The following is a 22,704-nucleotide window of genomic DNA, read 5'->3' as shown; positions in this document are numbered from 1 at the left end:
TATGAAGTTCAAAGAGAGGTGCCGAGGTACCGCAAGAATGTGGTTTCGCCGGCTGGCGGCGAGTGCCGTTGCAGCGGCGACGCTGCCCGGCCTGATCGGCTTCGTCGGGGGATCGGCGACTGCTGGTGCGTTCTCAAGGCCGGGGCTGCCCGTTGAGTATCTGGATGTGTTCTCGCCGTCGATGAACCGCAACATCCGGGTGCAGTTCCAGGGTGGCGGTCCACACGCGGTGTATTTGCTCGACGGTCTGCGGGCGCAGGACGATTTCAACGGCTGGGACATCAACACCCCAGCCTTCGAGTGGTACTACCAATCGGGGTTGTCCACCGTCATGCCGGTGGGCGGTCAGTCGAGCTTCTACACCGACTGGTATCAGCCGTCACGGGGTAACGGCCAGGACTACACCTACAAGTGGGAGACGTTTTTGACCAACGAGCTTCCCGCGTGGCTGGAAGCCAACAAGGGCGTGTCGCAGAACGGCAACGCGGTGGTCGGCATCTCGATGGCCGGTGCCGCAGCGCTGACCTACGCGATCTATCACCCGCAGAAGTTCATCTACGCCGCATCGCTTTCGGGCTTCCTGAACCCCTCCGAGGGCTGGTGGCCGATGCTGATCGGCCTGGCGATGCAGGATGCGGGCGGCTACAACGCCGAGAGCATGTGGGGTCCGTCGTCGGATCCGGCGTGGAAGCGCAACGACCCGATGGTCAACATCAACCAGTTGGTGGCCAACAACACTCGGGTCTGGATCTACTGCGGTTCCGGCACGCCGTCGGAGCTCGACACCAGCGGTGGCGGCGGCAATCTGATGGCCGCACAGTTCCTCGAGGGCCTGACGTTGCGCACCAACATCAGCTTCCGGGACAACTACATCGCCGCCGGTGGCACCAACGGGGTGTTCAACTTCCCGCCGCAGGGCACGCACAGCTGGGGCTACTGGGGTCAGCAGCTCGAGCAGATGAAGCCCGACATCCAGCGGGTGCTGGGGGCGCAAGCCACCACCTAGTTCCACCCACAACCAGGGAGCCTGCCGTACCCCCCGAACGGCAGGCTCCCTGTCATTTCCGCGATTTGTGTGCGCTCTGTTGCACTCAGCGCTCCTCAACGCACACAAATCGCCGGGAAGGGCCCCGCGCGGGAACAAAGTGAGGCTGTCCAAGGTTGAGTCCATCTGACTGAACTTTGGAGGATTCATGACTGAAGCCAAATCAGTGCCGGTGCTGTTTCTGAGCGAATCGATCGTGCTGCCCGGCATGGTGGTGCCAATAGAACTTGACGACGCGGCGCGTGCCGCCGTCGACGGGGCTAAGGCGACCGAGTCCGGTGAGCTGCTCATCGCGCCGCGCCTGGAGGACCGGTACCCGTCCTACGGCGTGCTCGCGTCGATCGTGCAGGTCGGCCGGATCGCCGGCGGCGGCATGGCGGCCGTGGTGCGCGGGACCAAGCGCGCCCATATCGGCGCGGGAGCCAACGGCCCCGGCGCCGCGCTGTGGGTAGAGGTGACCGAGGTCGAAGAGCCCGAGCCCACCGACGAGGTCCGCGAGCTCGCCACCGAGTACAAGAAGTTGCTGCTGGCGATGCTGCAGCGGCGTGAGGCCTGGCAGATCATCGACTTCGTCAATCAGCTGACCGATCCGTCCGCGCTCGCGGACACGGCCGGCTATGCGTCGTACCTGTCCCAGGTGCAGAAGCGCCAGCTGCTGGAGACCCCCGATGTCGCCGAGCGGTTGAAGCTGCTGATCCAGTGGACCGGCGACCACCTGGCCGAGGTCGAGGTCAGCGACAAGATCGCCGACGACGTCCGTGAGGGCATGGAGAAGACGCAGAAGGAGTTCCTGCTGCGTCAGCAACTCGCCGCGATCCGCAAGGAATTGGGTGAAGGCGAGCCCGACGGATCGGACGATTATCGCGCCCGCATCGAGGAAGCCGATCTGCCCGAGAAGGTCCGCGAGGCCGCGCTGCGCGAGGTCGGCAAGCTCGAGCGCGCCAGCGAGCAGAGCCCCGAGGGCGGGTGGATCCGCACCTGGCTGGACACCGTGCTGGAGCTGCCGTGGAACGTCAAGACCGAGGACTCCGCCGACCTGAAGGCCGCACGCGAGATTCTCGACGCCGACCACCACGGGCTGGAGGACGTCAAGGACCGCATCGTCGAGTACCTGGCGGTGCGGACGCGACGGGCCCAGCGTGGGATGGCCGTCGTCGGCGGCCGCGGCTCCGGCGCCGTGATGGTGCTGGCCGGTCCCCCGGGTGTCGGCAAGACGTCGCTCGGTGAGAGTGTCGCTCGGGCGTTGGGGCGCAAGTTCGTTCGCGTCGCCCTTGGCGGCGTGCGCGACGAGGCCGAGATCCGCGGTCACCGCCGCACCTACGTCGGCGCACTGCCCGGTCGGATCGTGCGCGCCATCGGCGAGGCGGGGTCGATGAACCCTGTCGTGCTGCTCGACGAGATCGACAAGGTCGGCTCCGACTACCGCGGCGACCCGTCGGCGGCCCTGCTCGAGGTTTTGGATCCGGCGCAGAACCACACGTTCCGCGACCACTACCTGGAGCTGGATCTGGACCTGTCCGATGTCGTGTTCCTGGCGACCGCCAACGTGATCGAGAACATCCCGTCGGCGCTGCTGGACCGGATGGAGCTGATCGAGATCGACGGCTACACCGCCGACGACAAGTTGGCCATCGCGCGTGACTTCCTGCTGCCCAGGCAGCGCGAGAAGGCGGCGCTGACCGAGAACGAGGTGACCGTCACCGAGGCCGCGCTGCGCAAGATCGCGGCCGACTACACCCGCGAACCGGGTGTTCGGCAGTTCGAGCGACTGCTGGCCAAGGCCATGCGCAAGGTCGCGACAAAGCTAGCCGAAGGCAACGGTCCGATCGTGATCGACGAGCCCGATCTCGTTGAGTACCTGGGCCGTCCGCGCTTCCTGCCGGAGTCGGCGGAACGCACGGCGGTGCCGGGTGTGGCCACCGGCCTTGCCGTGACGGGCATGGGTGGCGACGTGCTCTACATCGAGGCGAGCTCGACCGACGGCGATCCGGGTCTGCAGTTGACCGGTCAGCTGGGCGACGTGATGAAGGAGTCCGCGCAGATCGCGCTGTCCTACGTCCGCTCGCACGCCGAACAGCTCGGCGTCGATCCGAAGGCGCTCGAGCGGCGGATCCACCTGCACGTGCCCGCCGGCGCGGTGCCCAAGGACGGACCGTCGGCCGGCGTGACGATGGTGACGGCGCTGGTGTCGATGGCCACCGGGCGTCAGGTGCGCTCCGACGTCGGGATGACCGGCGAGGTGACGCTGAACGGCCGCGTGCTGCCGATCGGCGGGGTGAAGCAGAAGCTGCTGGCTGCGCAACGAGCCGGTCTGTCAACGGTTTTCATCCCCCAGCGCAACGAGGCCGACCTGGACGACGTCCCGGCCGACGTGCTCGAGTCGCTGGACGTCAAGCCGATGGTCGACGTCGCCGACATCGTCGCGCAGGCGCTGGAGCCGGCAGAAGCTACGGCTTCGGCGGCGGCCTGACACCGCATGTAACGCCGTGGCGCGATTTGCCCCCGAATCGCGCCATGGCGTTACGGTCGTTGCATGGCCTACGACGAAGACCTGGCCCACCGCGTCCGCGAACTCGTCGCCACCCAGCCGGGCCTCGACGAGAGGCGGATGTTCGGCGGGCTGGCGTTTCTGCTCAACGGCAACATGGCGGTGGTGGTCAGCGCCAAGGGTGGCTTGATGGTCCGCGTTCCGCCGCCCGAGACCGAGAAGCTGCTATCGCGCGCTCACGTCGAGCCGATGATCATGGCGGGACGTGAGACTCGCGGCTGGTTGCGGGTATCCGTTGAGGGTGTCAAGACCAAACGCCAGCTACAGGGTTGGGTGAGCCGTGGTGTCGACTTCGCCAAGAGCCTCCCGCCGAAGTAACGAGATACGGGTCGGCACCTCCGGCTGGTCCTACGACCATTGGGCCGGCGTTCTGTACCCGCCGAAGTTGCCGGTGGCGAAGCGCCTGGCGGTCTACGTCGAGGAGTTCGACACCGTCGAGCTCAACGCCAGCTTCTACCGGTGGCCGAAGGACGCCACCTTCGAGGGCTGGCGTCGGCGGCTGCCCGACGGCTTCACGATGTCGGTGAAGGCGCAGCGGGGACTCACCCACTATCGCCGGCTACGCTCGCCGGAACCCTGGGTGGAGCGGTTCGAGCGCTGCTGGACGGCGCTCGGTGACCGGCGGGAGGCGCTGCTGGTTCAGCTGCATCCCGAGCTCGAACGCGACGACGAGCGTCTCGACCACTTCCTGGAGCTGATGCCCGACTGGATCCCGGTGGCGATGGAGTTGCGGCATCCCTCCTGGGATGACGAGGCCGTCTATACACTGCTCGAACAACACGGCGCGGCCTACGTGGTGATGAGCGGGGCCGGTCTGACCACTGTGCCGCGGGCCACCAGCGACCTGGTGTACATCCGCATGCACGGACCGCCGCAGGATTCGATCTACGCGGGTTCGTACACCGACGACGAGCTGGCGCAATGGGCGGGCCGGATCGCCGAGTGGCACGACGAGGGCCGGCGGGTGCTCGTCTACTTCAACAACGACCTGGGCGGCCACGCCATCCATAACGCGCGAAAGCTCAAGGAGCTGCTGGCCGACTGTGGTTGACGGGCATCCGGCAAGCCCCTGTCGCGAGTAAGCTCAACCGACATGACAACGTCGTCCACATTCGCCATAGTGGGCGGCGGCCTGGCCGGCGCCAAGGCTGCAGAAGCATTGCGCAACAAGGACTTCGACGGACATGTGGTGTTGTTCGCAGCGGAGGAGCACCTGCCCTACGAACGTCCCCCGCTGTCGAAGGAGTATCTCCTCGGCAAGAAGCAGTTCGACGATTTCACCGCCGCGTCGTCGGCCTGGTATCGCGACCATCACGTCGAGCTGCAACTCGGCACCGAGGTGACCGGAATCGACCCCGGCGCCCACACGGTGTCTCTGCCCGACGACACCACCGTGAGCTACGACAAGTTGCTCTTGGCGACCGGGTCCTCGCCGCGCCGGCCGCCGATCCCGGGCGCCGACGCCAAGGACGTGCACTACCTGCGTACGATCGACGACGCCGAGGCACTGAGTTCCCTTCTCACGGAGGGCTTTTCGCTCGCGATCATCGGCGCGGGATGGATCGGGCTCGAGGTCGCCGCGGGCGCCCGTGAACGCGGCGCCTCGGTTACCGTCGTCGAAACCGCCGAAGTGCCGCTGATGGGCGCTCTCGGCCGCGAGGCCGGTGAGGTGTTCGCCGCGATGCACCGCGACCACGGGGTGGATCTACGGCTGAATACGACGGTCGAGGAGATCACGACGTCAGGCGGCACCGCGACGGGGCTCAAGCTGGGCGACGGTTCCACCGTGGCCGCCGACGCGGTGCTGGTGGCCGTCGGAGCGGCCGCCAACATCGGCCTGGCCGAACAGGCCGGGTTGGCCACCGGACAGGGCGGCGTCCTCGTCGATGCGTCGCTGCGCACCAGCGATCCGGACATCTTCGCGGTCGGCGACATCGCGGCCGCCGAGCACCCGCTGTTCGGCACTCGGATACGCACCGAACACTGGGCCAATGCGCTCAAGCAACCGGCGGTCGCGGCCGTCGGCATGCTCGGCGGGTCACAGGAATACGACGAACTGCCCTACTTCTTCACCGACCAGTACGACCTCGGCATGGAGTACGTCGGCCACGCGCCCGAATACGACAAGGTGGTGTTCCGCGGCGATCTCGCAGGCCGCGAGTTCACGGCCTTCTGGCTCGACGATGCGAACCGGGTGCTCGCCGGGATGAACGTCAACGTCTGGGAGGGTCTCGACGACATCAAATCGCTGATCCGATCGCGGGAGCCGGTCGACCCCGACCGGCTGGTTCGCGCATAAGTGGCCCGCCGCGCGCTGTCCATGGCACTGACAACGGTGGCGGTGCTGGCCGCTGGCTGCTCCTCGGGCCCGATCACCAACACCGACGACACACCCGCAGCCGGGCCGGTCGGCACGTCGATGACTCCGTCCGCGCCACCACCGGGCAACGCGCACCTTGCGAACGCGTTCGACTACGTCGCACACCCGCCCGGCGGCACCACCTACTACTTCACCTCCCCCAGCGGCGCATGGGCCTGCGCGCTCGTCCCGCGGGTGAAGGCGGGCTGTCAGTCGGTCAACAACTGGCCATCCGGGTTGGGCATCACCGGCGCGCCGGACTCGGTGCCCGACGCCACTGGCGACGAGGTGTCCCCCAACGCCGTCGTCGTGCCGCGCGAAGGCGACGCCCGGTTCGTCGCACTCGAACAGCCCGAGTTCGCACTCAAACCCGGACCCGCGAAAGTGTTGCCGTTCAACAGAATCCTGGCCGCAGCCGGATTCCGCTGTAATGTGCAGGAGGCCACCGGGGTGTCGTGCCTGAGCGAGTTCAGCGGCAAGGGCTTCACGTTCTCCCCTGACGGTTTCGCACCGCGCTACACCGACGTGCCGGTGGGCGCCCCGTGAAAATCGAAGCGGGACAGGCCGCTGTGGTGACCGGAGGCACCAGCGGCATCGGCTTCGCGCTGGCCGCCGTCGGCGCGCCGCGGCGTGCACCCGGGCCGGGTGCACGCGGTCGTGGGTCCCGGCGCCGACGTCGTTGCCAGACAGCGGATCAACGCGCTGCTGGCCGACCTCGACTGAGCTACACCAGGGTCGCGGTGCCGTCCTGGTTGACCGAGACGTTGGCCCCTGCGATGTCCTCGCGCACGGTGACTTCGACGTCGTCGTGCATCACCGCGAGCGCCCGCGCATCCTCGGGCGTACGCACAGCGAGGAAGGCCTTCTCCGGCTCCCCGTTGCGATCGAACGGTGTGGTCCAGGTTTCGACGGTGCCCACCCCCGACCACTCGATGACCGCTTCACGGGTGGGTTCGCGGTCGACCTCGGATTGCACATCTTCCCAACGGAATTCATGGGTGGGCGGCTCCGTGCCGTACACCCCGAAGCTGTGCTTGGTGAGGTATCCGCCGTTGGCGGTGATCAGTCCGCGCTGGCCGGGGTTTGCGACCAGGCGTTCAGCCATGGTCGCGATCGAGTGCGTCACATAGTTGTTCCAGGGTCCGCCGGCGAACGTGAGCCCGCCCGTCACGGTCAGCGGGCGGGACGGGTCCCCCGTAGGCAGGCCGAGTTCGTTGGCGGCCACCTGCACGGCCGAGGGGAAGCACGAGTAGATGTCGATCAGTGCGACGTCATCGATCCCGTTGCCCGCCAGTTCCAGCGCACGCGTGCCGCCGATCCGGATCGCAGGCGACGTGTAGAACTCGGCGCGATCGCTGATCACGTAGGTGTCGTGGGCATCGGTGCCCGCGTACGGGAACACCCAGCGGTCCCGCGGAATCTGAAGGGACGTCGCCTTTTCGACCGAAGTCAGCACCAGCGCCGCGCCCTGATCGACCATGTTGTTGGAGTTCATCAGCTTGGTGTACGGCCAGCTGACCATCCGGTTCTTGGGGTTGGGCTCGGCGATGTCGCTGCCCGACAACGCTTCCCGGCTCCACGCATGCGGGTTGGTCGAGGCCACCGCGCTGAACTGGGCCCACAGTTCGCCGATGCGGCGACGGTGGTCGTCCTGCGATTCGCCCGCGGCGATCCGCAGCGCCTGCTCGAACATCGGATAGACATACGCCGGGCGGTCCAGCTTGATGCGCAGGTCGGCCGGACCGGCGAGTTCGATGCCTTCGTCGGACCCTTCGGCGATGGGCACGGACTCGCCCTGGCGGGTCCACTGCGGCTTGGCGCCGGTCGCCCGCACGCGTGACCTGGTCCGCCACGTCTCCGCGCCTGTGATCAACACCACCTCGTTGCGACCCGCCTGGATGTCGAGGCACGCCTTGTTGACCAGGGTCTGAGGCACATTGCCGCCGATGCCCGTGTAGCGCGTGGCCGCCCCGTCGGCCCGGATGCGCTGCGCGAGCAGCAATCCCGGGTCGCGGTACCGCCAGGAGAGCAGGTTGACCACGCGAATGGAGTCGACGGCCTCCAGTACGCGTGGATCGGCGGCGGTGCGCGCCGCTGACTCCATCAGGTCCACCGGCTCGACATCGGGGTTCTCGTCGTGCTGGTTGACCTGGCCATATCCGACCAGCACCGGCGTGCGCGGATCCATCATGTGCTCCCTTATTGAGTGAAAAGTATGCCGTCGGCGATGAGCCGATCGGTCTCCTCGTCGCTCATCCCGAGCACCTCGTGGCAGATCTTGCGGGTCTGCTCCCCTGGCATCGGGGCGGGTCGGAGTTCCGCGGCTGGAATACCCGTGTAGGGCGCGGGGCCCGTCTCACTGAGCATCGGCACATCGAACAACGGATGCGGCATGTCAGAGTACAGCCGCCGGGAAACGACCTGCGGATCGGTCGGTATGTCCACGGCACGGTTCATCGGTGCCGCGGGGACACCCGCGTCCTGCAAGGTCTCGGTCACGTCGGACCTGTCCCTGGCCCGCGTCCACTCCGACACGGCCGCGAGGAACGCCGTCCGCTCGCGTGGCAGGTCGTCGCGACCGACGACCGCCGACAACGCGGCGCGGTCGGTCTCGGACCGAATCGAGATCACGCACCATTCGTCCTCGCCCGCGCACGGGTAGACGCCGTGGATCGACTCATCCTCGGCCACCGCTACGCCTGCGGTGCGCGCGGCTTCGGTGACGTAGGCGGTGGCGAGCTGGTTGACGGCCGCCTCGGCCTGCGGGATGTGTACGTGCGCACCGCTTCTGGTGCGATCTCGCCGAATCATGGCCGCCAGGGCCGCCACCGCGGCAAGCCGGCCGGCTATGTGGTCGGGAAAGACGGTGGTCGCATCATAGAAGCTGCCCGGTTCGGCATCCCGGGAGGTCCACAACCAGGTGACCCCGGTCGCGGCGCGCACCAGAGGGCCGTAGCCCATGCGGTCGCTCCACGGCCCATTCGGCCCGTACGCGCTGCTCTCCGCCAGCACTATCCGCGGATTGATCTCCCTCAATTCATCATATGAAAAGCCAAGCGATTCAAGCGTTCCCGGTTTGAAGTTCGCGAATACGGCGTCCGCCTTCGCGACGAGCCGGCGGAAGAGTTCAGCTCCTTCGGGGTGGCGGAGGTCAAGACCGAGGCTCTGCTCGTTGCGGTGCGTCAGTGCCCATGACCTACTCATCGTCATACCGGGCGGGGTCTGACGAAGCCCGTCGGGATAGGCGGCGCTTTCCACCTTGATCACCTCGGCGCCCAGATCCGCGAAGAGGCGGCCGAGTTCGCCGCCGGCGACGATCACGCCGAGGTCGAGAATGCGTAGGCCGTCGAATGGCCGCACGACGCGGTCGTTGCGGGGCGCGGCGGCGAATGTCCCTGCGGCCCAATCTGGTTCATCGGAGCCCGCATCCGATACGGGACGGACCACTCCGGCGTGTCGGCCGTCGACGATGACCGGGCCGGCGGGCACCGTCAGCGTCACATCCGCTGCCACCGTCAAGTCGGTCAGTGCACCCACCGCGCGAAAGTGCTCCGACGCCAAGGCTTCTGCGACCGTGTGCACCGCGGCCACGGGGACTCCGCGCGATTGCCCTTCGGCGACCAACGCGTCCATGGTCTGCGGCGCGACCAGGTCGGCGATCGCGGCGTTCAGTTCGCGCGAGGCGGCGTACCGCGCCGCGATCGTATCGAACTTGGGATCGGCGAACTGTTCGGGTTCGCCCAGCCAGGCCCGCATTCCGCGCCACTGGCGCGGCGACAGCAGGCAGATGCGGACGTGGCCGTCCTTGCAGGCGAAGATCGGATAGATCTGCTGATTGCGCGGCCGCCCCCGCCACAGCTCGTCAAGCGTTTTCTGGCCGACGGAGGCCTGGCCCTCCGACCCGAACGGCGGATCTAGCGCCTGCAAGACTCCCTCGAAGCGGGAGAAGTCAATGTAATCGCCTCTGCCGTCCCGCAATCGGCGGTAGTAGGCGGCCAGCGTCGCCCACGCCGCCTGCACCGCCGCAGTCCCCGACGCGAGTCCTTCGGGAGGCAGGACCGGTCTACCGGTCGTCGGGCCGGTCCGGGACAGCGCGGTCGACATCGCATACAACACGGCGTCGGTCGCTTGACGCGAGCTATACGGACCGGTGGTGCCGAAGTCGGTCACCGACAACGCCACCAGGTGCCCAAACCGGTCGGCCAGCTCGACGCAGGACGTTCCGTACGCAGCAGCAACGCCGGGAATGCCGCTGTCGATCGCGATGTCGGCGGCGCCCGCGAGGTCGAGCAGCCGCTGCCGGTCCGCGGCGCTGTCCGGATCGAGCACCGCGCTGCGCTTGTTGGCGTTGTGCACCGCGAACCCGATGCTCGCGCCCTCGACGGCGGGCAGCGCGTGGCGGGCCTCGCTGCCGCCTGGCGGTTCGATCTTGAGCAGGTCGGCGCCCAGGTCGGCGAACAGGCGGCCGACGGCGTCGGACGACGCGCCGCCCAGGTCCAGGACCCGCACCGACGCCAGCAGCCCCTCGCTCACCGCTTCAGCAGCCGTTCCACCCATTCGAGATGGGAGTCGGTGGAGGTGGAGACGTAGAGCAGGTCGATGAACACGTCGGGATAGCCGTTGTCGGCCAGCACCGCGACGGCCTCCGCCACCTGCTCGACCGGCGTGCCTTCGGCGACATTGATACGGACGTAGGGATGGATCGTCGAGGGATCCCGGCCTGCGGCGCGTGCGGCTTCCTCGATGGTCTTCCGCTGCCACTCCAGCATCTCCATACTCACGCCGCCCGGCACCTGCGCCACCGGCGTCCAGCCGTCGGCGCGCTCACCGACCCGCTTGAGCCCGGCCGGGGTGAAGGCGCCCAGATAGATCGGCGGGCGCGGACGCTGCACGGGTTTGAGGTTCACCCATGATTCCGGAATGATCCACCGTTCGCCTTGGTGCGCAACGGGATTCGTCGTCCACAGCGCCTCCAGGGCGTCCAGGAGCTCGTCGAGCTGAGCGCCGCGGCGGCGGAACGGCGCGCCCGCGGCCTGATACTCCTCCGGCGACCACCCGATGCCGAACCCCGGCAGCAGGCGGCCACCACTGACCACGTCCAGGCTGGTCAACTGCCGCGCCAGCTGCACCGGCGGATACCACGGGGCGATGAACACGGAGCTGCCGAGCTGGACCCTGCTCGTCGCGGTGGCAGCCACCGCCAGCGCGACGAACGGATCGATGCCGGTGCGGAACTGCTCGGGGATGGAGTCCGAACCCGCGTATCCGACGCTCGGATTCACCGCAGGCAGGAGGCGATCCCCGACCCAGAGGCTGTCGGCGCCGAGTTCCTCGGCGGTGGATGCGAAGCGGGCGAGGTCGGCATAGGCGGCCGCCCCGTACTGCGGTACGGCGAATCCCAACACGATCGTCAGGCTAATGCTTAGGTCCGCGGCAATCGGGTACCGGGACCTCACGCATTGTTCACCCGCGACGACGATGATGAAGCGAATGACCGACCAGGTGCTCACCCCCACCCTGTCCGACGACGAACTGGCGCTCATCGACGCGTATTGGCGCGCCGCGAACTATCTGTCGGTCGGCCAGATCTACCTGCTGGACAACCCCCTGCTGCGTGAACCGCTGGCGCCGCGGCATGTGAAACCGCGACTGCTGGGCCACTGGGGTACCACGCCCGGCCTCAACCTCGTGTACGCGCACCTGAACCGGGTGATCCGGCACCGCGACGTCAACGTCATCTACATCACCGGCCCCGGGCACGGCGGTCCCGGACTGGTGGCCAACGCCTACCTGGAAGGCACCTACACCGAGGTCTATACGGGCATCACCGAGGACACCGACGGGCTGCGAAAGCTGTTCCGGCAGTTCTCATTCCCCGGCGGTATCCCCAGTCACGTCGCGTCCGAGACGCCGGGATCGATTCACGAGGGCGGTGAGCTGGGCTACGCGCTGGTCCATGCGTTCGGCGCCGCATTCGACAACCCCGATCTGGTTGTCGCCTGCGTCGTAGGCGACGGTGAAGCCGAAACCGGGCCCTTGGCGGCCGGCTGGCATTCCAACAAGTTCCTCAATCCCGTCACCGACGGTGCGGTGCTCCCGATCCTGCACCTCAATGGGTACAAGATCGCCAACCCCACGGTGTTGTCCCGGATCCCGCAGGAAGAACTCGAGGCGCTGCTGGGCGGCTACGGCTATCGGCCGATCACGGTGGCCGGTGACGACCCGGCCAACGTGCACCAACAACTGGCCACCGCACTCGACGAGGCGTTCGACCAGATCGCGGCGATCCAGCGGGCCGCCCGCCTCGACGGCGAGAAGGGCAGGCCGCTGTGGCCGATGATCGTGCTGCGCACACCGAAGGGGTGGACCGGGCCGAAGGAGGTGGACGGCAACAAGGTCGAGGGCACCTGGCGGTCACACCAGGTGCCGCTGTCGGAGACGCGCAGCAATCCCGAACACCTGGCGCAGCTCGAGGACTGGCTGCGCAGCTACTCTCCCGACGAGCTGTTCGACGACGACGGGGCACTACGGCCGCACCTCCGCGAGTTCGCCCCGCAGGGTGAGCGACGCATGAGCGCGAACCCGCACGCCAACGGCGGGCTGCTGCTGCGCGACCTCGACCTTCCGGCGTTCCCCGACTACGGCGTCGCCGTTGAGACGCCGGCCACGGGAACCGCGGAGGCCACCAGGGTGCTCGGCACCTTTCTGCGCGACGTGATCCGTCGCAACCCGGATCGCTTCCGGGTGATGGGCCCCGATGAAACCGCGTCGAACCGGTTGTCTGCGGTCCTGGAGGCGACCGACAAGACCTGGCTGGCCGAGACCGGGCCGGACGACGACCACCTGAGCCCCGACGGCCGGGTGATGGAGGTGCTGTCCGAACACCTCTGCCAGGGCTGGCTGGAGGGCTATCTGCTGACCGGGCGACACGGGCTGTTCAACTGCTACGAGGCGTTCGTGCACATCGTGGACTCGATGCTGAACCAGCACGCGAAGTGGCTGTACAGCAGCAGCCATCTGCCGTGGCGCCGCCCGATCGCCTCGTTGAATTACCTTCTGACGTCCCATGTTTGGCGCCAGGACCACAATGGCGCGTCACATCAGGATCCCGGCTTCATCGACCACGTGGCCAACAAGCGACCCGAGGTCGTCCGTGTCTACCTGCCGCCGGACGCCAACACACTGCTGTCGGTGGCCGACCACTGTCTGCGCAGCCGTCATTACGTCAACGTGATCGTGGCGGGCAAGCAGCCCGCACTCACCTACCTCGACATGGACCAGGCGATCGCGCACTGCACCCGTGGACTCGGCATCTGGGACTGGGCCAGCACCACGACCGGTGAGCCCGACGTGGTGCTGGCCTGCGCGGGCGACATCCCGACGCTGGAGACGCTGGCCGCCGCCGACATCCTGCGTCACGAGCTGCCGGAGCTGGGTGTGCGGGTGGTCAACGTCGTCGACATCATGCGGCTGCAGCCCGACACCGAACATCCGCACGGGCTGTCCGACCGCGAGTTCGACGCGCTCTTCACCACCGACAAGCCCGTCATCTTCGCCTATCACGGCTACCCCTGGCTCATCCATCGGCTGACGTATCGGCGCACCAACCACGCGCAGATGCATGTGCGCGGTTTCAAGGAGCGCGGGACGACGACCACGCCGTTCGACATGGTGATGCTGAACGACCTGGACCGGTTCCACCTGGTGCTCGATGTCATCGACCGCGTGGACGGGCTGGGCACCCGCGCCGCCATGCTGCGCCAGCGCATGGTCGACGCCCGCATGGCGGCGCGGCGCTACACGCGGGACCACGGCGAGGACGACCCGGCGATCACCAACTGGACCTGGGATTCCGACTACCAGGCGACTTCCCTGTCTCAGCAGACGCTCAGCGAACGCCGGTAGAATCGCCACCCGTGTCCGATCAAGCCGTGCTAGCCGAGCCGCACCCGCTGATCGAGCAGCTGTCCGCGATTCATCACTTCCGAATCTACGTGGACATCGCCGTCGTGGTCGTGGTGCTCGCGCTCACCAACGTCATCGCGCACTTCACCACCCCGTGGGCCAGCATCGCCACGGTGCCCGCGGCCGCGGTCGGCCTGCTGCTTCTCGTGCGGTCACGCGGCCTGGGCTGGGCCGAACTCGGACTGGGCAAAGAGCACTGGAAGTCGGGTGCGGGTTACGCGCTGGCCGCCGTCGGCTTGGTGGTCTCGGTGATCGCGATCGGCGCGCTGCTGCCGTGGACGCGGCCGATGTTCATGAACAACAACTACGCGACGATCTCCGGCGCGTTGATCGCGTCGATGATCATCATTCCGCTGCAGACGGTCATCCCCGAGGAGTTGGCGTTCCGTGGCGTATTGCACGGCGCGCTGAACCGCGCCTGGGGTTTCCGCGGTGTCGCAGCGGCGGGGTCGCTGCTGTTCGGGTTATGGCATATCGCCACATCACTGGGCCTGACCAGCAGTAACGTCGGATTCACCCGGCTGTTCGGTGGTGGCCTGCTCGGGACGGTGGCCGGGGTCGTGCTGGCCGTGGCGGCGACGGCGTTCGCCGGTTTCGTCTTCACCTGGCTGCGTCGGCGCAGCGGCAGCCTGATCGCACCGATCGCGTTGCACTGGTCGCTCAACGGGCTGGGCGCGCTGGCCGCCGCCCTGGTGTGGCACCTGTCCACCTGACTGACTTCCAGCCGACGGTCAGCGGTTCGCCTTTCGGCGGGCGCGGAATTCGCGGTTCTTGAGCTTGTTGCCACACGCCGACATCTCGCACCACGTTCCGCCGTGGTTGCGCGACCTGTCGTAGAACGCCCACCGGCACTCGTCGTTCGCACAGACCTTCAGCCGTGCCCAACTGCCGTCGCGCTGCGCGTCTCGCACGATCAACAACAGTTCGACCAGCCGCTCGGCCACCGATTCGCCGGTCGGGGCCAGGCGCACCGCCCCGTCGGCGTCGAACTCGACGCGCGCGGTTCCGGCGGCGGCCACGGCGCGAAAGGGCGCCAGCTCGCCATCGGTCGGCGCCGGCCCGCCCCCATTGCCGACCAGCAGGGCGCGCAACGCTTCGCGGACGTCGCGCAGCAGTTGCAGGTCGGCGCCATCCAGATCGGCGTCGGGCGCCAACAGGCCTTGGTCGATAAGCCACGGCCGGGCGTCGTCGGGATCGGCCAGCCGGTCCGGCCCTTCGGGCAGCTCGACGGTGTTGACCAGAGCCTGAACTCGCAGCAGCGGTCCCGGCGCCGGCTTGGGTTCGTCGTCGGCGGGCCATCGCTGCGGTTCGGCAGCCATGTGACCACGATAACTCCGCATGACCGGTATAGCAACTTGACTGGTCATGCATGACCGGTGTAGCGTTTTAGACAGTCACTAGAGATCGAATGCCGAAACCCCGGCAAAGAGGTAGATACCAATGGCTGACAACAAGATTCCAGCCGACGTTCTTTCCACCATCGCCACCACCGCTTGGCCGGACGCGCGTCCGCGACCCTCGCTGATGTCACGAGTCAAGGCACGCCTTCGGGCCGATCACTTCGACCGGCAGCTCGCCGTCGGCGTGCCCGCTCCGGCAGGCAGTGCGCTCGCCGCCCACGAGGCGCGCCTGACATCCATGGCCGAGCGAGAGGCTATCGCACGGTCACTGCGCGCCGCCGTCGCCGAGGCCGAAGCCAGTCACGGGCTGTCATCGCGGATTCCGATACATGCCACCAACATCGCGGACGCCGAGGACGTGATCGACGCGATCACCCTGCGGCTGCACTCCCCCCGACCGGTGAATGCCCGCGGCATGGCGCGGCTGCGCCTCCTGCTTGGCGACGGCACGGGACCGCTCTACCGGTATGGCCGCGGCGACTTGAAGGGCCGGCTCGGCGCCGCGCTCGCGGCTCTCTAGACCACCAGCACCGCTGCGCCGGAGATGCGCCCGGCGCTTAAATACGCGAGCGCCTCGTCGGCCTTCCCCAAGGGGTATTCCGGACTCGTCACCTCGAGGTGATGGCGGCCGGCGAAAGCCAGGAACTCGCGGGCGTCGGCGCGCGTGTTCGACGTCACCGACCGCAACTGGCGCTCCTGGAACAGGTGCCGCTGATAGTTCATCGACGGAATGTCCGACAGGTGGATACCGGCGACGGCCAGCGTGCCACCGCGGTCCAGGGCCGCCATCGCGGGCAGCACCAGATCGCCGACCGGTGCGAAGAGAATCGCTGAGTCCAGCGGCACAGGTGGACGGTCGGCGGCCCCCTGCACCGACGCCGCGCCGAGTGCCAACGCCAATTCCTTCGCCTTCTCACCGCGCGTCATCACGTGCACCTCGGCGCCCTGCGCGAGCGCCACCTGTGCCGTGAGGTGCGCGCTTCCCCCGAACCCGTAGATGCCGAGGCGCCCCCCTGGCGGCAGTTCGGCCCGCAGCAGCGCACGGTAGCCGATGATCCCCGCGCACAGCAGCGGCGCCAGCTCGGTATCGGAGTATCCCTGCGGCAGTGGGTGTGCGTAAGCGGCTGGGACAGTGGCGAATTCGGCGTACCCGCCGTCGGCATCCCACCCGGTGTAGCGCGATTCCGGGCACAGGTTCTCGTTGCCGCTCCGGCAGTACTTGCATGTGCCGCACGTATGCCGAAGCCAGGCGATGCCGACGCGGTCGCCGACCTTGAATTCGCTGTCGGCATTCTCGGGGCCGACCTCTGGGCCGACCTCGATGACTTCGGCCACCACCTCATGGCCCGGGATGACGCCGTGACGATGCACGGGCAGATCGCCCTCGGCGACGTGAAGATCGGTGCGGCACACGCCACATGCCCGCACCGCGACGAGAAGTTCACCGCGTGCGGGCCGTGGCACATCCACGGTGACGTGCTCCAGCGGCCGGCCGTTGATCGGGCCCGGCCGCTGGACCCGCCACGCGCTCATCGTTGGGGTGCTCATCACCCCATCGTGACGCTAGGTCTTCTTCTGCACCAGGCCGACGAGCCAGAGCAGGATCACCGAACCGAGGATCGCGGTGAAGAAGGTGAACCACCAACCGCCCTCAGCGGTGTCGAACCAGAAGCTGAGGAGGAAGCCACCGATCAAGGCGCCGACGACGCCGATCACGATGTTCATCAGAATGCCGGATCCTCTGCCCTTGACGATCTTTCCGGCGATCCAGCCGGCAAGCGCGCCGATGATGATGTAGCCGATCCAGCCGACGCTGGTGAGCGTGGTGGACCGTTCTCCGAGGAACTCGGTAGCCGCAATGATGTCCATCTGGATCTCCTATCGCTGGCCGTGGCACGGCGTGACCGCTGGGCCGACTTCAGCTATACCGGACGCGGATAACGATTCGGCCGTTAGCACGGTCAAGATCAGCAGTCGTCGAATTGGGATTCCTAAACGGTCACGACGGCATAACCTGTGTATGACGCGGTCTCCACCGCGGGACAGCTATGTGCCGGTCCAAGCCCGGTACCGCATGGGGAGGTGGAGGTTATGAAAGCACTTGTTGCACTGGCGATCAGTGCGTTGACGGCAAGCGGCATCGCCGTAGCCTTGGCTGCTCCGGCGAACGCCGGCTGCCAGGCGGGCTGGACCCCGTGGGGTGGCGGCGAGATCTGCGACGGACCGGTCGCACCCGACGGCAACTTCGAGCGCTGCCAGACCACAGGTGTACTCGGGTTCGGCGGGACCAACTGCTTCATCGTCAACGTCGCCACCGCCCAGCCACCGCGGGTTGGCCCCTGAACACCAACTGACAGTTAGGTTTTCGGGGCCCGCGGCGTTCCGTCAGTCCGTCAGGACGGCGGGAGCATTCCCGGCGCTGCCTCGGGTGCCACCGGCACAGCGACGCCGACACCCGGCCGCGCGGGCGGCGCGTTGGGGTCAGCCGGCGGAGGCGGCGGTGCGTTCGGATCGGCCGGCGGAGGCGGTGCGTTCGGGTCCGGTGGCGGAGGCGCCGCGGGCGGCGTGTACGGCCGGATCGAGTTGGCCAACGCGATGGCCTCTTCCTTTGGCACCGGGTTGGTTTCGGTTCCGAGCCAGACGACGAACCAGCGCTGCGGGGTCCGCTGGCCGCGCGGCGTGCCGGGCTCGACGGGCTCACCGACCACGCCGGCCCAGATCTGACCGGTCGGCTTGTTGGTGTCGGTGAACTTCACCTCGTAGTACGACGCCACACCGGGCATACCCGCCGCATCGAGTTGAACCGTCTGCTGGTTCACACGAGTGCCGGGGAACGGCATGAAGAACTCGCCCATATCCGACGCAAGCCGTTGCGCCGCTTTGGTGTTGTCGGTTTCGGCACCTGCGAACAGCTTGAGGTCGAGCCGTCCGAGGAGCACGCTCGTATCGTTCGGCGGCTCAGCGCCTTCGGGCGCGATCTTCGTCAACAGCACCTGGCCGTACGAGAGCTGGGTGGCGTCGGAGACCTTCCAGCCGGCGGGCACGACGAAGCTCAGTCCGCCGGCGGCGTTGTCGACCCGGCCCGGGTCGACGGGCGGCGGGGCCGGTGCGTTCGGATCCGCGGGTGGGGCCGGCGGTGCGTTGGGATCCGCAGGCGGCGGTGCTGGTGCATTCGGATCCGCCGGCGGGGGCGGCGGTGCGTTCGGGTCCGCGGGCGGAGGCGGTGGCCCCTGAATGAACGTGTTGCCGCTTGGCGGCGGCTCTGGCGTCGGCGTGGGCTCCGGCTGCGCTTGCGCGATCGACGGCAGCGCCAGCGCCACTGCGGTGGCGCCGGTCAGCGCTGCGAGCGCCAGCGACTTCGAGAGGCCCTTGCGGTGTGCGCCCATGGCGTCCGGCTGATCCATGGGAAAGAAACTACCGTGTTACCGTCGTGACGCAAGTGTGTGGTGCTCTAAATGTGCCGAATTGTGACATTGCTAGAAGCTATGAATCCCCTGTAAGCGGGATAATCGATGATTGCTGACACATGACGAAGCCCCCACGCGTGGCGCGGGCCGCGTCGGTGCCGGGTGGGCGCGGGTGTGGTGCGTTCCAGTCGTTAATTCGCGGCGATGAGCCCCACCGTTACGGGCTCGGGAGCAGGGTGACCTCCTGGGCCTTCACCGAGAAGTACACCTGCTCCCCCGGCGTCAGCCGCAGTTCGGCCGCCGAATCGGTGGTGATGTCGGCGGCCAGACCGGGCGCACCGTCTGGCTGATCCTCGGCGCGCACCCGGATCGACGATCCGTGGCTGTCGAGTTCGGCGACGGTCACGGCGATCGTGTTGCGGGGGCTGCCGTGCGGCTTGTCCCGGTACACAGCGACGGCCGTCGGCGAGAACAAGGCGACCGCGGGGCGTCCCGCGACGACATCGGGCCCGGCGACGCCATGCCAGGAGGACGCCCACGGCGTCGTCAGCACTCCGTCGTCGCCCGCGGTGCCGATCACGAGGTTCACACCGGCGACTCGCGCCCCGAACTTGCTCCTCGGCGACGCTAAAACCGATGCGGTCGAACCCTTTTCGGCGATCTTGCCCTCCTCGAGGATGAGCACCGTGTCGGCGAGGGTCAGCACGTCGACCAGGTCGTGGGTGATCAGCACCGCCGATCGGCCGTCGCGGACCATCACCCGGCTCAGCAGCGTGCGCATGGTGGCGGCCACCCCGACGTCCAGGCCGGCCAACGGCTCGTCGAGCAGCAGGACATCCGGCTCAGCCGCCAGCGCGCGAGCCAGGGCGATCCGTTGCGCCTGCCCCCCGGACAGCTGTCGCGGCATGCGATCGGCAAGGTCGCCTGCCTCGACCTCGTCCAGCCAGCGCGCCGCATCCGCTTTGGAGCTGCGCGGCGAGAACGCGACGTTGGCGGCGACGCTCAGATGCGGAAACAACAGCGGATCCTGCAACAGCAGCCCGACCCGGCGGTCATGAGTGGCGACATGCGTGCCGGTCTCGGTGTCGGTCAACACGCGGCCACCGACATGAACGACGCCGTCATCGGGCCGCACCAGCCCCGCGATCACGTGCAGGGTCGTCGACTTGCCCGCCCCGTTGGGGCCCAGCACGGCGAGGACCTCTCCGGCGGCAACCGCGAATTCGATGTCAACACCGCGGTTTTCGACCACAGCGCGCACACTGATGCCCGTCACGATGACTCACCACGCATTGGCGCCCCCGGCACGCAGCCGCCTGCTGCCAAGACCGACGACGACGACCGCGGCGACCACGACGAGCAGCAACGACAGCGCGACCGCGGAGTCGGCGTCGCTCTCCCGCTGAAGATAGATCTCCAGCGGAAGTGTGCGTGTGACGCCCTCGCGGGAACCCGCGAACGTCAGCGTAGCGCCGAACTCCCCCAGCGCCCTCGCGAAAGCCAGCACCGCGCCGGACACCAGCCCGGGAGCCAGCAGTGGCAGCGTCACCCGCCACCACACCGTCGTGGGCTTCGCACCCAGGGTCGCGGCGACCACCTCGAAGTCGTTACCGGCGGTGCGCGCGGCGCCCTCCAGCGAGATGACCAGGAACGGCAGCGATACGAACGTCTGCGCCAGCACGACGGCGGTCGTGGTGAACGCGATCTGGATCCCCGCGGCATCCAGGTACTGGCCGATCAGGCCCAGGCGGCCGTACGCGTAGAGCAGCGCGATGCCGCCGACCACCGGCGGAAGCACCAGCGGCAGCAGGATCAACGGCCGAACCATCCGGACCACCCTGGTCTCGCTGCGAGCCAACACCAGCGCCATCGGGACACCCAGGATCAGGCAGAGCACGGTGCTCGCCGCGGCGGTTTTCAGGCTCAGCTCCAACGCCGACAGCGATGCCGGGCTGGTGATCAACGACCAGAACCGCGGCCAGTCGACCTTGGCCGCCACCGCCACGAGCGGAACGGCGACGAACAACGCCCCGAGCGCGGCCGGGAGGTAGATCCAGCGAGGGAGGACGGCCGACGAGGTCAAGGCGTGGCGCGAGCTGCGGAAATGGGGCCGATGTTCGAGCTGGTCACCGCCGCGGTGGGCTTCACAGATCACGACCCTATGGCACTTCGGAGGCGATGTGGGCCCAAGTGCTGCGTGCCGTGTTTCCTCCAGTAGCTACTGTCCAGTAACATTCTGGTGCAACGACTGGGGTTCAGCGTTGAACACGGAGGAGGTCCTTGCGATGGAGGTGCTTGTCACCGGCGGCGACACCGATCTGGGCCGGACGATCGCAGAAAACTTCCGTGACGCGGGGCACCGGGTCGTCATCGTCGGCGCACGCCGCGACGACCTCGAGGTGACCGCGAAGGAACTCGAGGTCGATGCCATCGTCCTCGACAACACCGACCCCGCGAGCCTCGAGGCGGCGCGGAGTCATTTCCCCCACCACCTGGACACCATCGTCAACGTGCCCGCCCCGGACTGGGACGGCGGCGACCCGCGGACGTATTCGCTGGCCGACCTGGCCACGGCGTGGCGCAAGGCGCTCGAGAGCACCGCGCTCTCGGCCGTGCTCACCGTGCAGATCCTCGGCGATCACCTCCGGTCGGGCGGGACGATCATCAACGTCGTTCCCGAGAACCCGGCCGAGGGCAGCGCCGGAGCCGCCATCAAGGCGGCGGTGTCCGACTGGACCGCCGGGCAGGCGACGCACTTCGGGATCCGCGGCATCACCGTCAACACGGTCGCATCGGGCCGCAGCGCCGAACCCGGCTACGACGGGCTGACGCGTACGCCGCCGTCGGTGGCCGAGGAGATCAGCCGGCTCGCATTGTTCCTGACCACGCCGGCCGCGCGCCACATCACCGGGCAGACGCTGCACGTCAGCCACGGCGCGCTCGCAAACTTCGGCTGAATATTCCCTCGTTCGCCCGAAGCTAAAGCGGGGTGACCGCCCCGGTTAGTTGTGGTTACGTAAAGGCGTGACCATCAAACTCGGACTTCAGATCCCCAACTTCTCGTACGGCACCGGCGTCGCCGAAATCTTCCCCACGGTGATCGCGCAGGCTCAGGAAGCCGAGGCCGCAGGCTTCGACTCCGTCTTCGTCATGGACCACTTCTACCAACTGCCGGGTCTCGGCACCCCGGACCAACCGATGCTCGAGGCGTACACCGCGCTGGGGGCGCTGGCGACCGCGACCGAGCGGGTCCAGTTGGGCACGTTGGTCACCGGGAACACCTACCGCAATCCCACGCTGCTGGCCAAGGCCATCACCACCCTCGACGTGATCAGCCAGGGCCGCGCGATCCTGGGCATCGGCACGGGCTGGTACGAACTCGAACACGATTCCCTTGGCTACGAGTTCGGCACGTTCACCGATCGTTTCAACAAGCTCGGCGAGGCGCTGGAGATCATCCTGCCGATGCTCAAGGGCGAGCGGCCGACGTTCAACGGAAAGTATTACCGCACAAAAGAGGCCATGGCCGAACCCCGCTTCCGCGAACACATTCCGCTGATGATCGGCGGCAGCGGCGAGAAGAAGACGATTCCGTTGGCGGTCAAGTACTTCGACCACTTGAACGTCATCGCGGGCTTCGACGAGCTGCGCCGCAAGCTGGACGTGGTCAAGGCCCGCTGCGAGGAGATCGGTCGTGACCCGGCCACGCTCGAGACGAGCATGCTGGTGATCGCGATCATCGACGAGAACGTCACCGAAGACCTGATCCCGGAGGACTTCAGGCAGCAGGCGGTGTTCGGCAGCGCCGAGCGGGTCGCCGAGCAGATCAAGACCAAGGTGCTCGACGCGGGCATCACCGGCGTCATCCTGAGCCCGGTGACGAGCCTCAACGGCTATCAGCCCGGCGGCGTCACGGCGGTCGCGGAGGCGTTGAAACCGCATCTGACGGGGTAAATCCCGCCCTGACGTGGGAAACACCA

21 protein-coding genes are annotated in these 22,704 nt (G+C 67.7%); 12 read left to right on the top strand and 9 right to left on the bottom strand.

The window, feature by feature from the left end:
• The first annotated feature begins 1 nt into the window (after position 1).
• From G6N43_RS16530 to G6N43_RS16505, 6 genes are all read left to right on the top strand, one after another.
• Complete coding sequence (locus G6N43_RS16530; RefSeq protein WP_083150798.1) at positions 2-1,006, top strand: esterase family protein; 1,005 nt, start codon at positions 2-4, stop codon at positions 1,004-1,006.
• Between the two features lie 187 nt (positions 1,007-1,193).
• Positions 1,194-3,515 carry an endopeptidase La gene (gene lon / locus G6N43_RS16525; protein WP_083150796.1) on the top strand — a complete coding sequence of 774 codons (2,322 nt, stop codon included), beginning with the start codon at positions 1,194-1,196 and terminating at the stop codon, positions 3,513-3,515.
• A 63-nt stretch (positions 3,516-3,578) separates the two neighbouring features.
• Positions 3,579-3,911 (top strand): TfoX/Sxy family protein, encoded by a 333-nt coding sequence (locus G6N43_RS16520; RefSeq protein ID WP_083150794.1) that lies wholly within the window; start codon positions 3,579-3,581, stop codon positions 3,909-3,911.
• Positions 3,877-4,644, top strand: coding sequence for a DUF72 domain-containing protein (locus tag G6N43_RS16515; RefSeq protein WP_179967878.1), 768 nt, complete (start codon positions 3,877-3,879; stop codon positions 4,642-4,644). Before G6N43_RS16520 ends, G6N43_RS16515 begins: the two co-directional genes overlap by 35 nt.
• A 42-nt stretch (positions 4,645-4,686) precedes the next feature.
• Positions 4,687-5,892, top strand: a complete 1,206-nt coding sequence (locus G6N43_RS16510) for an NAD(P)/FAD-dependent oxidoreductase (protein WP_083150792.1) — start codon at positions 4,687-4,689, stop codon at positions 5,890-5,892.
• A 21-nt stretch (positions 5,893-5,913) separates the two neighbouring features.
• A complete protein-coding gene (locus tag G6N43_RS16505) occupies positions 5,914-6,498 on the top strand; it encodes a hypothetical protein (RefSeq protein WP_083150999.1) in 585 nt (194 codons plus the stop codon).
• A gap of 178 nt (positions 6,499-6,676) precedes the next feature.
• On the opposite strand, the gene G6N43_RS16500 is transcribed toward G6N43_RS16505, so the two are convergent.
• The 3 genes from G6N43_RS16500 to G6N43_RS16490 are packed head-to-tail and all read right to left on the bottom strand — an operon-like array spanning position 6,677 to position 11,357.
• Positions 6,677-8,140, bottom strand: coding sequence for an acetyl-CoA acetyltransferase (locus G6N43_RS16500; protein ID WP_110810363.1), 1,464 nt, complete (start codon positions 8,138-8,140; stop codon positions 6,677-6,679).
• Between the two features lie 11 nt (positions 8,141-8,151).
• Positions 8,152-10,509, bottom strand: a complete 2,358-nt coding sequence (locus G6N43_RS16495) for a CaiB/BaiF CoA transferase family protein (protein WP_083150995.1) — start codon at positions 10,507-10,509, stop codon at positions 8,152-8,154.
• Positions 10,482-11,357, bottom strand: a complete 876-nt coding sequence (locus tag G6N43_RS16490) for a TIGR03619 family F420-dependent LLM class oxidoreductase (protein ID WP_083150788.1) — start codon at positions 11,355-11,357, stop codon at positions 10,482-10,484. The genes G6N43_RS16495 and G6N43_RS16490 overlap by 28 nt, the downstream gene beginning before the upstream one ends.
• 85 nt (positions 11,358-11,442) lie before the next feature.
• On the opposite strand from G6N43_RS16490, the gene G6N43_RS16485 reads away from it, so the two are divergent.
• Positions 11,443-13,857: a phosphoketolase family protein gene (locus G6N43_RS16485; RefSeq protein WP_083150993.1), complete on the top strand. Its 2,415-nt coding sequence runs from the start codon at positions 11,443-11,445 to the stop codon at positions 13,855-13,857.
• Between the two features lie 11 nt (positions 13,858-13,868).
• Positions 13,869-14,630 carry a CPBP family intramembrane glutamic endopeptidase gene (locus G6N43_RS16480; RefSeq protein WP_083150786.1) on the top strand — a complete coding sequence of 254 codons (762 nt, stop codon included), beginning with the start codon at positions 13,869-13,871 and terminating at the stop codon, positions 14,628-14,630.
• A gap of 18 nt (positions 14,631-14,648) precedes the next feature.
• Here G6N43_RS16480 and G6N43_RS16475 read toward each other — a convergent pair whose 3' ends face one another.
• Complete coding sequence (locus tag G6N43_RS16475) at positions 14,649-15,236, bottom strand: CGNR zinc finger domain-containing protein (RefSeq protein ID WP_083150784.1); 588 nt, start codon at positions 15,234-15,236, stop codon at positions 14,649-14,651.
• Between the two features lie 121 nt (positions 15,237-15,357).
• Between G6N43_RS16475 and G6N43_RS16470 the strand changes: the two genes are divergently transcribed.
• The gene (locus G6N43_RS16470) at positions 15,358-15,837 is read left to right on the top strand and encodes a hypothetical protein (protein ID WP_083150782.1); all 480 of its coding nucleotides are present in this window, start codon (positions 15,358-15,360) and stop codon (positions 15,835-15,837) included.
• Here G6N43_RS16470 and G6N43_RS16465 read toward each other — a convergent pair.
• The gene (locus G6N43_RS16465) at positions 15,834-16,865 is read right to left on the bottom strand and encodes a zinc-binding alcohol dehydrogenase family protein (protein WP_083150991.1); all 1,032 of its coding nucleotides are present in this window, start codon (positions 16,863-16,865) and stop codon (positions 15,834-15,836) included. The two genes, G6N43_RS16470 and G6N43_RS16465, sit on opposite strands and share 4 nt — an antisense overlap.
• Before the next feature lie 15 nt (positions 16,866-16,880).
• Positions 16,881-17,186: a GlsB/YeaQ/YmgE family stress response membrane protein gene (locus G6N43_RS16460; RefSeq protein WP_083150780.1), complete on the bottom strand. Its 306-nt coding sequence runs from the start codon at positions 17,184-17,186 to the stop codon at positions 16,881-16,883.
• Between the two features lie 222 nt (positions 17,187-17,408).
• Here G6N43_RS16460 and G6N43_RS16455 point away from each other — a divergent pair, with 222 nt between their 5' ends.
• Complete coding sequence (locus G6N43_RS16455; protein WP_083150778.1) at positions 17,409-17,660, top strand: CDGP domain-containing protein; 252 nt, start codon at positions 17,409-17,411, stop codon at positions 17,658-17,660.
• A gap of 50 nt (positions 17,661-17,710) precedes the next feature.
• Here G6N43_RS16455 and G6N43_RS16450 read toward each other — a convergent pair whose 3' ends face one another.
• The 3 genes from G6N43_RS16450 to G6N43_RS16440 all read right to left on the bottom strand — a co-directional run bounded on the left by G6N43_RS16450 (position 17,711) and on the right by G6N43_RS16440 (position 20,807).
• Positions 17,711-18,721: an alanine and proline-rich secreted protein Apa gene (locus tag G6N43_RS16450; RefSeq protein ID WP_083150776.1), complete on the bottom strand. Its 1,011-nt coding sequence runs from the start codon at positions 18,719-18,721 to the stop codon at positions 17,711-17,713.
• 220 nt (positions 18,722-18,941) lie between these two features.
• Positions 18,942-20,000 (bottom strand): sulfate/molybdate ABC transporter ATP-binding protein, encoded by a 1,059-nt coding sequence (locus tag G6N43_RS16445; RefSeq protein ID WP_083150774.1) that lies wholly within the window; start codon positions 19,998-20,000, stop codon positions 18,942-18,944.
• A 6-nt stretch (positions 20,001-20,006) separates the two neighbouring features.
• Positions 20,007-20,807: an ABC transporter permease gene (locus G6N43_RS16440; RefSeq protein WP_083150989.1), complete on the bottom strand. Its 801-nt coding sequence runs from the start codon at positions 20,805-20,807 to the stop codon at positions 20,007-20,009.
• Between the two features lie 202 nt (positions 20,808-21,009).
• On the opposite strand from G6N43_RS16440, the gene G6N43_RS16435 reads away from it, so the two are divergent.
• Together G6N43_RS16435 and G6N43_RS16430 are read left to right on the top strand one after the other, a co-directional pair.
• Positions 21,010-21,681, top strand: a complete 672-nt coding sequence (locus tag G6N43_RS16435; protein WP_083150772.1) for an SDR family oxidoreductase — start codon at positions 21,010-21,012, stop codon at positions 21,679-21,681.
• Between the two features lie 67 nt (positions 21,682-21,748).
• Positions 21,749-22,678 (top strand): LLM class F420-dependent oxidoreductase, encoded by a 930-nt coding sequence (locus G6N43_RS16430; protein WP_083150770.1) that lies wholly within the window; start codon positions 21,749-21,751, stop codon positions 22,676-22,678.
• Positions 22,679-22,704 lie beyond the last annotated feature (26 nt).

Source organism: Mycolicibacterium moriokaense (assembly GCF_010726085.1).
In the GTDB taxonomy this organism is placed as follows: domain Bacteria; phylum Actinomycetota; class Actinomycetes; order Mycobacteriales; family Mycobacteriaceae; genus Mycobacterium; species Mycobacterium moriokaense.
The sequence above is the reverse complement of the archived record's forward strand: the minus strand, read 5'-3'. Positions and strand labels throughout refer to the sequence as shown.

Coding starts and splice junctions, on each gene's coding strand:
- G6N43_RS16530 (WP_083150798.1), top strand. CDS start 2: ATGAAGTTCAAAGAGAGGTGCCGAGGTACCGCAAGAATGTGGTTTCGC.
- lon (WP_083150796.1), top strand. CDS start 1,194: ATGACTGAAGCCAAATCAGTGCCGGTGCTGTTTCTGAGCGAATCGATC.
- G6N43_RS16520 (WP_083150794.1), top strand. CDS start 3,579: ATGGCCTACGACGAAGACCTGGCCCACCGCGTCCGCGAACTCGTCGCC.
- G6N43_RS16510 (WP_083150792.1), top strand. CDS start 4,687: ATGACAACGTCGTCCACATTCGCCATAGTGGGCGGCGGCCTGGCCGGC.
- G6N43_RS16505 (WP_083150999.1), top strand. CDS start 5,914: ATGGCACTGACAACGGTGGCGGTGCTGGCCGCTGGCTGCTCCTCGGGC.
- G6N43_RS16500 (WP_110810363.1), bottom strand. CDS start 8,140: ATGGATCCGCGCACGCCGGTGCTGGTCGGATATGGCCAGGTCAACCAG.
- G6N43_RS16495 (WP_083150995.1), bottom strand. CDS start 10,509: ATGGGTGGAACGGCTGCTGAAGCGGTGAGCGAGGGGCTGCTGGCGTCG.
- G6N43_RS16485 (WP_083150993.1), top strand. CDS start 11,443: ATGACCGACCAGGTGCTCACCCCCACCCTGTCCGACGACGAACTGGCG.
- G6N43_RS16475 (WP_083150784.1), bottom strand. CDS start 15,236: ATGGCTGCCGAACCGCAGCGATGGCCCGCCGACGACGAACCCAAGCCG.
- G6N43_RS16470 (WP_083150782.1), top strand. CDS start 15,358: ATGGCTGACAACAAGATTCCAGCCGACGTTCTTTCCACCATCGCCACC.
- G6N43_RS16465 (WP_083150991.1), bottom strand. CDS start 16,865: ATGAGCACCCCAACGATGAGCGCGTGGCGGGTCCAGCGGCCGGGCCCG.
- G6N43_RS16460 (WP_083150780.1), bottom strand. CDS start 17,186: ATGGACATCATTGCGGCTACCGAGTTCCTCGGAGAACGGTCCACCACG.
- G6N43_RS16455 (WP_083150778.1), top strand. CDS start 17,409: ATGAAAGCACTTGTTGCACTGGCGATCAGTGCGTTGACGGCAAGCGGC.
- G6N43_RS16450 (WP_083150776.1), bottom strand. CDS start 18,721: ATGGATCAGCCGGACGCCATGGGCGCACACCGCAAGGGCCTCTCGAAG.
- G6N43_RS16435 (WP_083150772.1), top strand. CDS start 21,010: ATGGAGGTGCTTGTCACCGGCGGCGACACCGATCTGGGCCGGACGATC.